Annotated in this window: 14 protein-coding genes; 9 read left to right on the top strand and 5 right to left on the bottom strand. The window is 70.1% G+C overall.

Going from position 1 to position 12,635, the window contains the following annotated elements; all coding sequences use genetic code 11:
* Positions 1-3 precede the first annotated feature (3 nt).
* Positions 4-690 (bottom strand): response regulator transcription factor, encoded by a 687-nt coding sequence (locus tag FBY22_RS06240; RefSeq protein ID WP_142143031.1) that lies wholly within the window; start codon positions 688-690, stop codon positions 4-6.
* A 286-nt stretch (positions 691-976) separates the two neighbouring features.
* On the opposite strand from FBY22_RS06240, the gene FBY22_RS06235 reads away from it, so the two are divergent.
* From FBY22_RS06235 to FBY22_RS06205, 8 genes are all read left to right on the top strand, one after another.
* On the top strand, positions 977-1,753 hold the full coding sequence (locus tag FBY22_RS06235; protein WP_142143029.1) for an amino acid ABC transporter ATP-binding protein: 777 nt from the start codon (positions 977-979) through the stop codon (positions 1,751-1,753).
* Positions 1,754-1,813: 60 nt separating this feature from the next.
* Positions 1,814-2,653: a glutamate ABC transporter substrate-binding protein gene (locus FBY22_RS06230; RefSeq protein WP_142143027.1), complete on the top strand. Its 840-nt coding sequence runs from the start codon at positions 1,814-1,816 to the stop codon at positions 2,651-2,653.
* 132 nt (positions 2,654-2,785) lie between these two features.
* Positions 2,786-3,451: an amino acid ABC transporter permease gene (locus tag FBY22_RS06225; protein ID WP_142143025.1), complete on the top strand. Its 666-nt coding sequence runs from the start codon at positions 2,786-2,788 to the stop codon at positions 3,449-3,451.
* Positions 3,448-4,347 carry an amino acid ABC transporter permease gene (locus FBY22_RS06220; RefSeq protein ID WP_142143023.1) on the top strand — a complete coding sequence of 300 codons (900 nt, stop codon included), beginning with the start codon at positions 3,448-3,450 and terminating at the stop codon, positions 4,345-4,347. The genes FBY22_RS06225 and FBY22_RS06220 overlap by 4 nt, the downstream gene beginning before the upstream one ends.
* Positions 4,348-4,527: 180 nt before the next feature.
* Positions 4,528-6,138 (top strand): FAD-dependent monooxygenase, encoded by a 1,611-nt coding sequence (locus FBY22_RS06215; RefSeq protein ID WP_142143021.1) that lies wholly within the window; start codon positions 4,528-4,530, stop codon positions 6,136-6,138.
* Between the two features lie 357 nt (positions 6,139-6,495).
* Positions 6,496-6,582 (top strand): putative leader peptide, encoded by an 87-nt coding sequence (locus tag FBY22_RS45885; RefSeq protein WP_313960178.1) that lies wholly within the window; start codon positions 6,496-6,498, stop codon positions 6,580-6,582.
* 87 nt (positions 6,583-6,669) lie between these two features.
* On the top strand, positions 6,670-7,230 hold the full coding sequence (locus tag FBY22_RS06210) for a cysteine dioxygenase (RefSeq protein ID WP_142143020.1): 561 nt from the start codon (positions 6,670-6,672) through the stop codon (positions 7,228-7,230).
* A complete protein-coding gene (locus tag FBY22_RS06205) occupies positions 7,227-7,628 on the top strand; it encodes a rhodanese-like domain-containing protein (RefSeq protein ID WP_174267097.1) in 402 nt (133 codons plus the stop codon). The genes FBY22_RS06210 and FBY22_RS06205 overlap by 4 nt, the downstream gene beginning before the upstream one ends.
* A 69-nt stretch (positions 7,629-7,697) precedes the next feature.
* Here the strand turns inward: FBY22_RS06205 and recX are convergent, their stop codons facing one another.
* From recX to FBY22_RS06185, 4 genes are all read right to left on the bottom strand, one after another.
* A complete protein-coding gene (gene recX / locus FBY22_RS06200; protein ID WP_142143016.1) occupies positions 7,698-8,570 on the bottom strand; it encodes a recombination regulator RecX in 873 nt (290 codons plus the stop codon).
* Positions 8,571-8,573: 3 nt separating this feature from the next.
* Positions 8,574-9,698: a recombinase RecA gene (gene recA / locus FBY22_RS06195; protein ID WP_142143014.1), complete on the bottom strand. Its 1,125-nt coding sequence runs from the start codon at positions 9,696-9,698 to the stop codon at positions 8,574-8,576.
* Between the two features lie 307 nt (positions 9,699-10,005).
* Positions 10,006-11,289 carry an AI-2E family transporter gene (locus FBY22_RS06190; RefSeq protein ID WP_174267096.1) on the bottom strand — a complete coding sequence of 428 codons (1,284 nt, stop codon included), beginning with the start codon at positions 11,287-11,289 and terminating at the stop codon, positions 10,006-10,008.
* 126 nt (positions 11,290-11,415) lie between these two features.
* Complete coding sequence (locus tag FBY22_RS06185) at positions 11,416-11,610, bottom strand: DUF3046 domain-containing protein (RefSeq protein ID WP_142143012.1); 195 nt, start codon at positions 11,608-11,610, stop codon at positions 11,416-11,418.
* Positions 11,611-11,689: 79 nt separating this feature from the next.
* Here FBY22_RS06185 and FBY22_RS06180 point away from each other — a divergent pair, with 79 nt between their 5' ends.
* Positions 11,690-12,634: a hypothetical protein gene (locus FBY22_RS06180; protein ID WP_142143011.1), complete on the top strand. Its 945-nt coding sequence runs from the start codon at positions 11,690-11,692 to the stop codon at positions 12,632-12,634.
* The last annotated feature ends 1 nt before the right edge of the window (position 12,635 follow it).

The following is a 12,635-nucleotide window of genomic DNA, read 5'->3' as shown; positions in this document are numbered from 1 at the left end:
ACGCTACGGGGAGGGGGCGACGAGCCGGTAGCCGACGCCGCGTACGGTCTCGATCAGGGCCGGCATGCGCAGCTTGGCGCGCAGGGAGGCGACGTGCACCTCCAGGGTGCGTCCGGTCCCCTCCCAACTGGTTCGCCACACCTCGCTGATGATCTGCTCACGGCGGAAGACGACCCCGGGGCGCTGCGCGAGCAGGGCGAGCAGGTCGAACTCCTTGCGCGTCAGCTGCACGACCGAACCGTCGACGGTGACCTGGCGCGTGGGCAGCTCGATGAGCACGGCACCGAGGCGCAGCGTGCTGTCCTCGCCGTGGGCGGCGTCCTCGTGGACGGTGCGCCGGCTGACGGCGTGGATCCGGGCGAGCAGTTCCCCGGTGTCGTACGGCTTGACCACGTAGTCGTCGGCGCCGAGGTTGAGGCCGTGGATGCGGGAGCGGACGTCGGAGCGGGCGGTGACCATGATCACCGGGGTGCTGGTGCGCTTGCGGATCTTGCCGCACACCTCGTAGCCGTCCTGGTCGGGCAGGCCGAGGTCGAGCAGGACGACACCGAAGCCGGCGCCCTCCGGGACCAGTGCCTGGAGGGCCTCCTCGCCGCTGCGCGCGTGCGTGACGTCGAAGCCGTGCCGTGCCAGAACCGCCGAGAGAGCGGCGGCGACATGGTTGTCGTCCTCGACGAGGAGCAGCCTCATCCAGGCCCCCTTCGGTTCATCGGCCGTACGAACAGGATGGGTAGGAACGCGCGCCCACGCGCGTGTGCATCAAGGCAGTCACGCTGATGGACGAGGACGCAGTCAAGTGGGTTCCGGTTGCGGCGGGTTTTAGTTACCCGGCCGATATGCGCCCTGCTCGCAAGTGCTACGACACGTGTCCGATTGCTATCGGATCGTGATGCTCAGATTCCCCTCAGATGTAATGACGCTGGTGGAACGGGGTTATTACTGTCTCCGAAACCGAGGAGGACGGAGCCCGATAGCGATGACCGAAGTATCGGTGGCCAAGCAGGACGTGGCCGCGACCGGCGAACTGGTCGTCCTGAAGAGCGTCAACAAGCATTTCGGCGCGTTGCACGTACTCCAGGACATCGATCTGACGATCGCCCGCGGCGAGGTCGTCGTGGTCATCGGGCCCTCGGGGTCCGGTAAGTCCACCCTGTGCCGCACCATCAACCGTCTGGAGACCATCGACTCCGGCACGATCGCCATCGACGGCAAGCCGCTGCCCCAGGAGGGCAAGGAGCTCGCCCGGCTGCGGGCGGACGTCGGCATGGTGTTCCAGTCCTTCAACCTCTTCGCGCACAAGACCGTGCTCGAGAACGTGATGCTGGGCCAGATCAAGGTCCGCAAGGCCGACAAGAAGAAGGCCGAGGAACGGGCCCGCACCCTTCTCGACCGGGTCGGCGTCGCCGCCCAGGCCGACAAGTACCCCGCGCAGCTCTCCGGCGGCCAGCAGCAGCGCGTCGCCATCGCGCGGGCCCTGGCCATGGACCCGAAGGTCATGCTCTTCGACGAGCCGACCTCGGCCCTCGACCCCGAGATGATCAACGAGGTCCTCGAGGTCATGCAGCAGCTCGCCCGCGACGGCATGACCATGATCGTCGTGACGCACGAGATGGGCTTCGCGCGATCGGCCGCGAACCGCGTGGTCTTCATGGCCGACGGCCGGATCGTCGAGGAGGCCACGCCCGACCAGTTCTTCAGCAACCCGCGCAGCGACCGTGCCAAGGACTTCCTGTCGAAGATCCTGCACCACTGACGGCCGCCCCTGTCGCCCACGACGGCACCTTCTCTCTTCACCAGCCAAAGGATGTTCATCATGAAGCTCCGCAAGGTCACCGCCGCCTCGGCCGCCGTCCTCGCCCTCGCCCTGGCCGCCACGGCTTGTGGGTCCAGCGACGACGACGGCGGTTCCTCCGGGGGCGGCGGCAAGAAGATCAAGATCGGTATCAAGTTCGACCAGCCCGGCCTCGGCCTGAAGGAGCCCAACGGCACCTACTCGGGCTTCGACGTGGACGTGGCGACGTACGTGGCGGGCAAGCTCGGCTACAAGCCCAGCCAGATCCAGTGGGTCGAGACCAAGAGCGCCGACCGTGAGAACGCGCTGCAGCGCGGCGACGTCAAGTTCATCGCGGCCACGTACTCGATCACCGACGAGCGCAAGCAGAAGGTGGACTTCGCCGGCCCGTACTTCCTGGCCCACCAGGACCTGCTGGTCAAGAAGGACTCCACCATCACCAAGGGCACGGACCTCAACGGCAAGAAGCTGTGCTCCGTGACGGGCTCCACCTCGGCGCAGAACGTCCAGAAGACGATCGCTCCGAAGGCCAACCTGAAGGAGAACAGCGGCTACTCGGAGTGCGTCGCCAGCCTCCAGAGCGGTGCCGTGGACGCGCTGACCACGGACGACTCGATCCTCGCGGGCTACGCGGCGCAGGACAAGTACAAGGGCCAGTTCAAGCTCGCCGGGCTCAAGCTCAGCAACGAGAACTACGGCATCGGCGTGAAGAAGGGTGACACCGCCACCCTCAACAAGATCAACGACGCCCTCAAGAGCATGGTCAGCGACGGCACCTGGGAGAAGGACGTCAAGAAGAACTTCGGCCCGGCCCAGTACCAGTACGAGCCGGCGCCGAAGATCGGCCAGATCGTCAAGTAAGGCACGGGCCCGGACCCCCGGCCACCGCAGGGACCCTGGGCGCGCCGCCGCCCGTCGCGATCACGGCGGCGGCGCGCCCGGCAATGGGCCTCGCCCTCCTCGTACGCCACACACCCGGAAGCGCGGGAGATCGTGTTCGACTTTCTTCATGGTTATGACGTCCTGGGGGCGTTCTGGATGACGGTGAAACTGACCGTCATCTCCGCCCTGGGCTCCCTGATCTGGGGCACTGTGCTGGCGGCGATGCGGGTCAGTCCGGTCCCCCTGATGCGCGGGTTCGGCACCGCCTACGTCAACATCGTCCGGAACATCCCCCTGACGGTCATCATCGTCTTCAACTCGCTCGGTCTCGCCGACATCTTCGGTGTGACCATGGGCGCCACCGACTTCAAGATCCAGGGCTTCCGGCTGGCGGTGCTCGGTTTCGTCGCCTACACCGCGGCCTTCGTCTGTGAGGCGGTGCGGTCGGGCATCAACACCGTGCCCGTGGGGCAGGCCGAAGCGGCCCGCGCCATCGGGCTGAGCTTCAGCCAGACCCTCCGGCTCGTCGTGCTGCCGCAGGCGTTCCGTTCGGTCATCGGCCCGCTGGCCAACGTCCTGATCGCGCTGACCAAGAACACCACGGTGGCGGCCGCGATCGGTGTCGCCGAGGCCGCGGCCCTGATGAAGACGATGATCGAGAACGAGGCCCAGACGCTGCTCATCGGCGCGGTCTTCGCCCTCGGCTTCGTCGTACTGACCCTTCCCACCGGCCTGATCCTGGGCTGGCTGGGCAAGCGACTGGCGGTGAAGCGATGACGTCCGTTCTCTACGACGCCCCCGGCCCCCGGGCCAAGCGGCGCAACGTCGTCCTCTCGGTGGTCTTCCTCGTCCTGCTCGGCCTGCTGCTGTGGTGGATCTGGCAGAAGATGGACGACAAGGGCCAGCTGAAGTGGAGCCTGTGGCAGCCGTTCACCACGTCGGAGGCGTGGACGACGTACCTGCTGCCGGGCCTCGGCAACACCTTGAAGGCCGCCGCGCTGTCGATGGTCATCGCCCTTCCGCTGGGCGCGTTCTTCGGCATCGCACGCCTGTCCGACCACCGGTGGGTGCGCGGACCGGCCGGCGTCGTGGTCGAGTTCTTCCGCTCGATCCCGGTCCTGCTGCTGATGCTCTTCGCGAACGAGTTCTTCGCCCGCTCCACGAACGTGACCACCGAGGCCCGGCCGCTGTACGCGGTCGTCACCGGCCTGGTGCTCTACAACGCCTCCGTCCTCGCCGAGGTGGTCCGCGCGGGCATCCTCGCCCTGCCCAGGGGCCAGACCGAGGCCGCGTACGCCATCGGTCTGCGCAAGGGCCAGACGATGACCAGCATCCTGCTCCCGCAGGCGGTCACGGCCATGCTGCCGGCCATCGTCAGCCAGCTCGTCGTCATCGTGAAGGACACCGCGCTGGGCGGCGTGATGATCGGCTACACCGAACTGCTGAACGCGCGCAGCACGTTCGCGGCCAACTACGCCAACGTCATCCAGAGCTTCGTCGGCGTGGCGATCATCTTCATCGTCGTGAACTTCATCCTCACCAGCTTCGCGAGCTGGCTCGAGGGCAGGCTGCGGCGCAGCAAGCGGAGCACGGGGGCGGTGCTCGCCGAGGACCAGGTGGAGGTCAATCCCGCCGCGGTCGGCGGTGGCTTCGGGACCGGCGCTTCGGTATGACCTGATGATCACTCAATTGGCTTGACCCACATGGAGGCAGTGGCATGATCGCCACTGCCTCCGTCACTTGACGCAAACAACGACAATGGGTTGCATACGTTCTGTGATCGTGCACCCTGCTCCAACTTTCTGTTCACATACGTCCCTCAGGACATCACCGCGGGCAGGGGGCGCCGCGCCGTGGACCCGGTGATCATCGTCGGAGCGGGGCCCGTCGGGCTCACGCTCGCCCTGGCGCTGGCCCGTCAGGAGGTGCCCTCCGTCGTACTGGACGAGGGCCCCGGCAAGGACGAACCGCGACCGGCGCGCACCGTCGTACTGCGCGAGGACACCGCCGCCCTGATGCAGCGGCTGACCGGACTGCCGGTCGACGAGGCCGGCGCGCGCTGGACCGGATGGCGGTCACTGCGGCGCAAGCAGGTGATGCGCGAGATCACTTTCGATGACGACACCGAACCCGCCCCCCTGCACATCGCCCAGCACGTCCTGACCGGCGCCCTGCGCGAGTCCCTGGCGGGCGAGCGGCTCGTCGAGATCGTCACCGACAGCCGTGTCGACACCATCGAACAGGAGCCCTCGGGCGTGACGGCCCACACTCGCGGCCCGAAGGGCACGTGGTGGCGCGGCGGTTACCTCGTCGGCTGTGACGGCGTCCGCTCCACCGTGCGCAAGCTCCAGGACATCCGCTTCCCGGGGCGCACCGCGGTGGAGCGACACGCCGTGGCGGCGCTGCGCGCGGAACTTCCCTTCGACGGTCGGGCGTTGCTCCATCGGATGCCGCCGTGGCGGACGTCCGGGCCCTCGGGCGGGGAGGTCACCGGGCGCCCGCTGCCGGACGGGGTGTGGCGCCTGGACTGGCTGCTGCCGCCGGGCAAGGACCTGGTGACGCCCGAGCTGCTGCTGGCCCGCATCCGCGAGACCCTGGCCGGCTGGACGGACGGCTCGACACCGCCGTACGAACTCCTCGACACCGGTGTCCACACCGTCCACCACCGGGTGGCGCGCAGGTGGCGGGCGGGCCGGGTCTTCCTCGCCGGGGACGCCGCGCACCTGCTCGGCGCGCTCGGCACACAGGGGCTCGACGAGGGGCTCAGGGACGCCGACAACCTCGCCTGGAAGCTGGCCCTGGCCTGGCACCACGGGCCGCACGAGACCCTGCTCGACAGCTACCAGGCGGAGCGGCGCGGCGCCGTCGCCGCCCGGCTGCGCGCCGCCGACCAGGTGCTGCCGCTGCTGCGTGGCGGCGGCGGACTGCGCGTGTACGTCCCCGGCTCGGCCCGGGGTGCCGACGCGCTGCTCACCGACGGCCACCTGGGACGCGGGGCGCTCGGTGCGCCGGGGGCGTACACCGGCTCGCCGCTGGCGCCCCGGCTCCTGGAGGGCGAGGTGCCGGTCGAGACGGAGTTCGGCGCGCCGGTCACCGACGTACGGGTCACCGCGGAGGACGGCACCTTCGTCCAGCTGCGGGACCGGCTCGGACGCGGGGCACTGCTGGTCGTCCTCGTCGCGCCGGGCACGGGTGTGTGGGACCGCAAGCACTGGGTGACCGCGGGCGTCATGCCCCGGCTGGCGGCCGCCGTGGCCGCCCTGCCGCACCAGGCCGAGTTGCTGGTCGCCGAGAGCTACCCGGGCGCCGCCGCGCACACCGTCCTGCTCGTCCGGCCCGACGGCCACTTGGTCACGGCCTTCGGCGGAGTACGCCCGGCCGACCTGTACGCCGCGGCGGAGGCGACGCTGGGAGGACCCGCGAAGGCGGGGGCGGAAGCCGAGGCGGGGGCGGGGGCGCGTTGAGGTCGGCGCGGGGGTGGGTCGGCGTCGGCGGCGCGGGGGGGCGTACTGAGGTCGGCGCGGGGGTGAGAGATCGGCGCAGGGGTGCGTTGGGGTCGGTGCGGGGGCGTGTTGGCGTCGGCGCGGGGGTGCGTTGGGGTCGACGGTGCGGGGGGGCGTACTGAGATCGGCGCGGGGGTGGGTTGGAGTCGGTGCGGGGGCGTGGGGGCAGATCGGCGGCCAGTTGGCCATCCGGAGGTCGACGCGAGCGCGGGCGTGCGTTGAGGCCTCGGGGGCGCACGGTCGTGTTCGCCGTCACTGTGCGGTCCACATAGCGACGGTGAGTTGACCGGTCCGCACCTCCATGGTCTACTCCCGACCATGACCGACACCTGTGTGCGCCTGTGGCGGAGGGTCCATATGGACCTCGTCCGCTACGCGGGCTGCGTGTGTCGTCCGTCCTGCTGAATCGCGTCCCTCTTCTTCTCCGCGCGCCGCTTTCGAGCTCTCGAGCCGCCGCGCGCTTCCCGCGAACGCCCTTCAGGACGGTGCCTCGTGTCTGTCTCCCCCTCTGTCCCCGTGCCTACGACGGCTTCCGCGTCCTCCGCGGCGCCCGCGTCCTCCGCGCCGACGCAGGCCGACCTCCTCGACTTCGTGCGGCGTACGGCCGCCGACACCGAGCTGATCGCCACGCTCCCGCTCGACCCCGAGGGCCGCACCTGGGTGCGCCTGGCGGGGCCCGGCGGCAGCGAGGCCTGGCTGATCGGCTGGCCGCCCGGCACGGGCACCGGCTGGCACGACCACGCCGAGTCCGTCGGCGCCTTCGTCACCGCGTCCGGTGAGCTCAAGGAGAACGCGCTCGCCGTCCGCCTGCCCGCCGACGGCTGGCGGACCCTGGAACTCGCCGACGACGTGGACCGCGAACGCCGGCTGCCGGCGGGCAAGGGACGCTCCTTCGGCCGGCACCACGTGCACGAGGTCCTCAACGAGTCCACCGATCTGCACGCGATCTCCGTGCACGCCTACTATCCGCCGCTGCCACAGATCCGCCGCTACAGCCGGGTGGGCCAGGTCCTGCGGCTGGAGCAGGTCGAGCGCCCGGAGGACTGGCAGTGAGCGGCCCCGGCGAACGCCCCGTGGGCATCGACGAGTTGCTGGAGCGGCTACGCGAGGGCTACGACCGGGTCGGCCCCGAGGAGGCGTACGACGCCGCGCGGGCGGGCGAGGCCGTACTGGTCGACATCCGGTACGCGGCCCTGCGGGAGCGGGACGGCCTGATCCCCGGCGCGCTCGTCGTCGAGCGCAACGAGCTGGAGTGGCGGCTCGACCCTCAGGGCAGTCACCGCCTCCCCGAGGCCACAAGCCACGAGCTGCGGGTCATCGTGATCTGCAACGAGGGTTACGCGTCGAGCCTCGCGGCCGCGTCCTTGCACTCGCTGGGCCTGTTCCGGGCCACCGATCTGATCGGAGGCTTCCAGGCATGGCGGGCGGCGGGGCTGCCGGTGACGTCGTAGCGGACGGTCGGGCGGAGGACACTCGGCCGATTCGTCCACGTGATCGGCCTTTCCCGGCGCTCCCCCTTGTCAGTACCCCTCGTCTCCCAGCAACTCCGTGTCCTCCCCCTCCTCCTCCAGCGCCTGCCGGACCACACGCAGGGCCATGCCCTCGGGGTATCCCTTGCGGGCGAGCATGCCCGCGAGGCGGCGGAGGCGCTTGTCGCGGTCGAGCCCGCGGGTGGAGCGCAGCTTGCGGGCGACGAGTTGGCGCGCGGTCTCCTCCTCCTGTTCGGAGTCGAGCTGTGCGACGGCCGCGTCGATCACCTCGGACTCCACGCCCTTGGTGCGCAGCTCCTGAACGAGGGCCCGCCGGGCAAGCCCGCGGCCGTGGTGCCGGGACTCCACCCAGGCGTCCGCGAACGCGCCGTCGTTGATCAGCCCGACCTCCTCGAACCGCGACAGCACCTCCTCGGCCGCCTCGTCCGGGATCTCCCGCTTGCGCAGGGCGTCCGCGAGCTGTTTCCGCGTGCGCGGGGTCCCGGTGAGCAGGCGCAGGCAGATCGCCCGTGCCCGCTCCACCGGGTCCGCCGGCGGCTCCTCCCGCTCGGCCCTCGACGAGGAGGAAGAGCCCCCGTCCTCACCGAACGGCTCTCCGCCGCGCCGCCTGCGACGCCCGCGGGAGCCGCCCGCACCACTGGTCCGCCCGCCACGACGGCGCGAACCTCCGTCGCCCGAACCGGACCCACCCTGGTCGACCGAGGCCGAGCCGAACGGATCCTCGTCGTACGACGCCCCCGTGCCGTACGCACCGGCGCGGCCGTGTCCCCCGTCCGCGTCCTGCCGCGTCTCTCCCCCGTCCGCTTCGCCGCCCGGACCGGCAAAACCCCCGTCGTCCCTCCCACCCCGACCGCGTGGTGCGTCGGGGTAGGTGTACTCCGCCCAGTCGGTTCGCCGTGTCACGGATCAGCTCTTGGCGGCCGGAGCCTTGGCCTTGGTCGCCTTGGCCGCCGGTGCGGGCACGGTCTTCGCGGCATCGTCCGGGGCAGCGCCGACCGCGGCATCGGCACCCGGTTCGGCCGTCGGCTCCTCCGGGCGCACGCCCACGCCGAGCTTCTCCTTGATCTTCTTCTCGATCTCGTTGGCCAGGTCGGGGTTGTCCTTCAGGAAGTTGCGCGCGTTCTCCTTGCCCTGGCCGAGCTGGTCGCCCTCGTACGTGTACCAGGCGCCGGCCTTGCGGACGAAGCCGTGCTCCACGCCCATGTCGATCAGGCCGCCCTCGCGGCTGATGCCCTGGCCGTAGAGGATGTCGAACTCTGCCTGCTTGAAGGGCGGCGCCACCTTGTTCTTGACGACCTTGCAGCGGGTGCGGTTGCCGACCGCCTCCGTGCCGTCCTTCAGGGTCTCGATGCGACGGATGTCGATGCGTACCGAGGCGTAGAACTTCAGCGCCCGGCCACCGGTCGTGGTCTCCGGGGAGCCGAACATCACGCCGATCTTCTCGCGGAGCTGGTTGATGAAGATGGCCGTGGTCTTGGACTGGTTGAGCGCGCTGGTGATCTTCCGCAGGGCCTGGCTCATCAGACGGGCCTGCAGACCGACGTGGCTGTCACCCATCTCGCCCTCGATCTCCGCGCGCGGGACGAGCGCGGCGACGGAGTCGATGACGATGAGGTCGAGGGCGCCGGAGCGGACCAGCATGTCCACGATCTCCAGGGCCTGCTCGCCGTTGTCCGGCTGGGAGAGGATCAGGTTGTCGATGTCGACGCCGAGCTTCTTCGCGTACTCCGGGTCGAGGGCGTGCTCCGCGTCGACGAAGGCGACCTGACCGCCGGCCTTCTGCGCGTTGGCCACCGCGTGCAGGGTCAGTGTGGTCTTACCGGAGGACTCCGGTCCGTACACCTCCACCACACGGCCACGCGGCAGGCCGCCGACGCCGAGGGCGACGTCGAGCGCGGTCGACCCGGTGGGGATGACCTCGATGGGCTCGTTCGGCCGCTCGCCGAGGCGCATCACGGCGCCCTTGCCGAACTGCCGTTCAATCTGTGCGAGCGCGGCGTCCAGGGCCTTCTCGCGGTCGGTTCCTGCCATGGGTTCCACCCGATTTGCTTGAGTCGATCGCTTCACGTCAAAGACGCTAACGCCTGCCACTGACAATGCGCCCCGACGCCCGTCCGGCCTGTGGATAACTCGGGTACTTCTCCGTCGAAAACAGATCGAATCACCCGTCGAGAGCCTCGCCGGAACCTCCATAAGAATAGATGTTCGATTTTGGTGTCAAGCGCACCACGCGGCACCTCCGAGACTACGTCCGCGGTCGTACAGCGGGCCGGAGACGGCCGTGGGCGGGCCGCAAGCGCCGCCGACACCCCGCTCGGCCCCGTCAGAGAGAGCTGACTCAGCCCCGTCGGGAAGAGCCGCCCTCGGGCTCGCCCTCAGGCTCGTCCTCGAGCGGCGGGTCTTCCGGCCGTCGCTCCCAGAGCCGTCTGGCGCGCGTGAGGAGCCCCGTCCCCGGTCCTCCGCGCCGGTGCCCGTGCACCCGGGGGTCGTCCGTGACCGCGTACCGCTTCACGTACGCCCCGAGGAACGCCTGCAGCGTGGCGACCGCCGGGATGGCGATCAGCGCGCCGACGGCGCCGAGGAGCGCGGTGCCGGCGATGACCGAGCCGAAGGCGACGGCGGGATGGATGTCGACGGTCTTCGCGGTCAGCTTGGGCTGCAGCACGTAGTTCTCGAACTGCTGGTAGACCACGACGAAGACCAGCACCCACAGCGCGTACCAGGGATCGACGGTGAACGCGACCAGCATCGGCAGGGCGCCCGCGAGGTAGGTGCCGATGGTCGGGATGAACTGCGAGACCAGGCCCACCCACACGCCGAGCACGGGTGCGTACGGCACGCCCAGGATCTGCAGCAGTATGTAGTGCGCGATACCGGAGATGAGCGCCATCAGTCCGCGCGAGTACAGGTACCCGCCGGTCTTGTCGACGGCGATCTCCCAGGCGCGCAGCACCTCGGCCTGCCGGGCGGGCGGCAGCACCGAGCAGATCGTGCGGCGCAGGCGGGGCCCGTCGGCGGCGAAGTAGAACGAGAACAGCGTGATCGTGAGCAGCTGGAAGAGTCCGCCGAGGACCTGGGCGGACACGTCGAGGACGCCCGTGGCACTGTGCTGCACGTAGTTGCGCAGCCAGTCGGAGCGGAGCAGGCCCTTCTGGACGTCCACCCGTTTCAGGTGGGTGTGGAAGTGCGCGTTGACCCAGTTGATGACCGAGTCGAGGTAGTTCGGGAAATCCTCGACGATCTTGATGATCTGGCCCGCCAGCATGGAGCCGAGCAGGGTGACGAAGCCCGCGGCCGCGATCATCACGGCCAGGAACACGAGTGCCGTGGCCAGCCCCCTGCGCATGCCGCGCGCGGCCATCCAGCTCACCGCGGGTTCGATGGCGAGGGCCAGGAAGAACGCGATGAGGATGTTGATCAGCAGGCCGGTGAGCTGGTGGAACGCCCAAGTGCCCAGTTGGAAGGCGGCATAGAGGGCCAGCACCAGCACCACGGCGCGCGGCAGCCAGCGCGGCATGCGCGCGCCCGAGGCGGCGCCGTCAGCCGGGAGGCGGTCGGGCGGCGTCGTACCGAACGGGGAGGCATGCCAGGCCTGCGGCTCGGTCTCGTCAGTGGGTGCCACGGACCAAGTCTCGCGCACGGGTACGACAATCATCCCCCGCCCTGCGATCTTCGTGACCGATCAGCACATCTCGCGCGGAACGAGCCCGCCCGATGAGTGCTTCTCGCGCATACCTGCCCGCCCCGATCAGTGCCTCTCACGTGGAACGTCCATGACCGTGCAGACCACGCGCCACACGTCCTTGGCGGCCCAGCCGGCGTCCAGTGCCTCGTGCACCGTGCGCCCGCCCAGCTCCGTCATCACGTGGTCGCGCGCGAAGGTGTCGGCGTACCCCGGGCCGAAGTGATCCGCCATCCGCTGCCAGAAGACCGTCAACCGCATGCCTCCAGTATCCCGCCCCTGGGGGTGGCCTGAGACGTGACCGCTTGCCGAGACCGCTTTCCGCCCTACGGTCTGTCGCATGTCCGAAACCGGAGCTTCCCGACTCCCTGCCACACCCCCGGCGCGCTCCCCGCTCTTCCGCGCCGAGCACTTCGTCTGGCTCACCGCGCGCGTGCTGGAACAGCGCCTCTTCGCGCACCACTTCCTGAACGGCCGGGCCGACCCGGTCGAGACCGCCCTGGACGCCTACCGCAACGAGGACGGCGGGTACGGCCACGCCCTGGAGCCCGATCTGCGCGGCCCCGTCAGCCAGCCGCTGCACGCCGGGCACGCGCTGCGCGTCCTGGACTCCATCGGGCGCTGCGGCGGCCAGCGCGTGGAACGGGTGTGCCGCTACCTGACCTCCGTCTCGACGGCGGACGGCGCCCTGCCGGCCATCCATCCCAGCCAGCGCGGTTACCCCTGCGCCCCCTTCATGCCGATCGTTGACGACCCGCCGAGCGAGCTGCTCGCCACCGGACCCGTGGTGGGCCTGCTGCACCGCAACGAGGTGTGGCACGCCTGGCTGTTCCGGGCCACGGACTTCTGCTGGCACGCGATCGATTCGCTGGAGAAGTCCCATCCCTACGAGATCGAGGCCGCCGTGGCCTTCCTGGACTCGGCTCCCGACCGCCCGCGCGCGGAGGCGGCCGCGGACCGGCTGGGCCGTCTGGTGCGCGAACACCGGCTGGCCGCACTGGACCCGGACGACCTCGCCACGTATCCGGTGGCGCCCGGCTACGCCCCCGGTGAACACCACTTCCCGCACGACTACGCGAAGACGCCGAGCTCACTCGCGCGCGCGTGGTTCACCGACGACGAGATCGAGCGCTCCCTGGACTTCCTCGCGGACGGTCAGCAGGAGGACGGCGGCTGGCCGATCCGGTGGCGTCAGTGGGCGCCGGGTATCGCCCTGGAGGCGCGCCCCCAGGTGACGATCGAGGCCCTGCGCACCCTCAGGGCGTACGGCCGCTCCATCGGCTGAC

This window comes from Streptomyces sp. SLBN-31 (genome assembly GCF_006715395.1).
Classification (GTDB): domain Bacteria; phylum Actinomycetota; class Actinomycetes; order Streptomycetales; family Streptomycetaceae; genus Streptomyces.
Note: the sequence above shows the minus strand (reverse complement) of the source record. Positions and strands in the feature narration are given on the sequence as shown.

What these genes read in the sequence shown, in the direction of transcription:
- recA (WP_142143014.1), bottom strand. Translation starts at nt 9,698, where the DNA reads ATGGCAGGAACCGACCGCGAGAAGGCCCTGGACGCCGCGCTCGCACAG.
- FBY22_RS06185 (WP_142143012.1), bottom strand. Translation starts at nt 11,610, where the DNA reads ATGCGGTTGACGGTCTTCTGGCAGCGGATGGCGGATCACTTCGGCCCG.
- FBY22_RS06235 (WP_142143029.1), top strand. Translation starts at nt 977, where the DNA reads ATGACCGAAGTATCGGTGGCCAAGCAGGACGTGGCCGCGACCGGCGAA.
- FBY22_RS06180 (WP_142143011.1), top strand. Translation starts at nt 11,690, where the DNA reads ATGTCCGAAACCGGAGCTTCCCGACTCCCTGCCACACCCCCGGCGCGC.
- FBY22_RS45885 (WP_313960178.1), top strand. Translation starts at nt 6,496, where the DNA reads ATGACCGACACCTGTGTGCGCCTGTGGCGGAGGGTCCATATGGACCTC.
- FBY22_RS06230 (WP_142143027.1), top strand. Translation starts at nt 1,814, where the DNA reads ATGAAGCTCCGCAAGGTCACCGCCGCCTCGGCCGCCGTCCTCGCCCTC.
- FBY22_RS06220 (WP_142143023.1), top strand. Translation starts at nt 3,448, where the DNA reads ATGACGTCCGTTCTCTACGACGCCCCCGGCCCCCGGGCCAAGCGGCGC.
- FBY22_RS06240 (WP_142143031.1), bottom strand. Translation starts at nt 690, where the DNA reads ATGAGGCTGCTCCTCGTCGAGGACGACAACCATGTCGCCGCCGCTCTC.